The organism is Streptococcus hongkongensis (genome assembly GCF_053206145.1).
This window is the reverse complement of the sequence record NZ_JBRUGD010000038.1, coordinates 1-1,114: the sequence shown is the minus strand read 5'-3', so window position 1 is coordinate 1,114 and position 1,114 is coordinate 1. Positions and strand designations below refer to the sequence as shown.

Genomic DNA, 1,114 nt, shown 5'->3' with positions numbered 1-1,114 from the left:
GTTCATCAATAGAAATAATAAAATCAATCATCCTAGTCACCTCACTTCTAGTTTACTACTTTGACTGATTTTGTCATTATGAATCTTGATTTCTGAAAACAAAGCTTTCTTCATGCGTTTGTCGTGAGTGAACTAGCGGTTAAAGTTACAAGGATTTGAATAGAATTATAAAGTTTAGTCATCCAGAAAATCAATGAAAAAAGGTTTAATTTTTTTCAATAATGCTTTTCTGCCGACAAAACGTTCCCCGCGCATTAACGCATACAAATTTGTTTGTTCCTCTTTAGACAATATCCCTGAAATTTGTTCAATAATTGATTGATAAGCAACAAACTCATCTAAAGTAAGGCCTTGGCTTGGAATTTTATGAGCTATTTCACCGATTTCTTCATATGGCATTCTATTAAAACGTCTTTTTTGGCTTTCTTGTGAACGAATGACATCTTTAAGATGGGACGAAAACTTTGTTTTGAAATAAACTAATAGAAGCTTTTCATTATGACATAAATCTGGATGAGAAGACAATAGATTGTGTAATACTACTCTACCTTCTTGAAGCCAATCATCTTTATCCCATAATTGTATATAATATGAACGCATCAATTTATATATTATTGGTCTTACCTTCTTAAAATAGCAGTCAATTCTATCCATTCAAACTCCTTATAATTGTAATGTTTTTATTATAAGGAATTCCATAAAAAAATAACATGACAAGAATGTCATGTTATTTGGATAAAAAGATGCACCCTAGAGGAGTCGAACCTCTAACCGCCTGATTCGTAGTCAGGTACTCTATCCAGTTGAGCTAAGGGTGCTTACTTTTGATTACTAGAATTATCTTACACCTTTATCCTAAAAAATGCAAGTAACTCATAAAAAAAGATAGGCAAGCCTATCTCAATTTACTCCGCCAGTAGGACTCGAACCTACGACATCATGATTAACAGTCATGCGCTACTACCAACTGAGCTATGGCGGATGAATGCTAAGCGACTTCCGTATCTAACAGGGGGCAACCCCCAACTACTTCAGGCGTTCTAGGGCTTAACTGCTGTGTTCGGCATGGGAACAGGTGTATCTCCTAGGCTATCGTCACTTAACTTATGTGTAA

Annotated in this window: 1 protein-coding gene, 2 tRNA genes and 1 rRNA gene; all 4 read right to left on the bottom strand. The window is 34.9% G+C overall.

Features of this window, described 5'->3' with window-relative positions:
• Positions 1-174 precede the first annotated feature (174 nt).
• Positions 175-654 (bottom strand): hypothetical protein, encoded by a 480-nt coding sequence (locus ACVRZD_RS10640; RefSeq protein ID WP_037627786.1) that lies wholly within the window; start codon positions 652-654, stop codon positions 175-177.
• A gap of 90 nt (positions 655-744) precedes the next feature.
• Positions 745-818 (bottom strand) — tRNA-Arg (locus tag ACVRZD_RS10635).
• A gap of 90 nt (positions 819-908) precedes the next feature.
• Positions 909-982: transfer RNA gene (locus ACVRZD_RS10630), tRNA-Asn, on the bottom strand.
• Between the two features lie 5 nt (positions 983-987).
• A 5S ribosomal RNA gene (rrf, locus tag ACVRZD_RS10625) occupies positions 988-1,103 on the bottom strand.
• Positions 1,104-1,114: the final 11 nt, after the last annotated feature.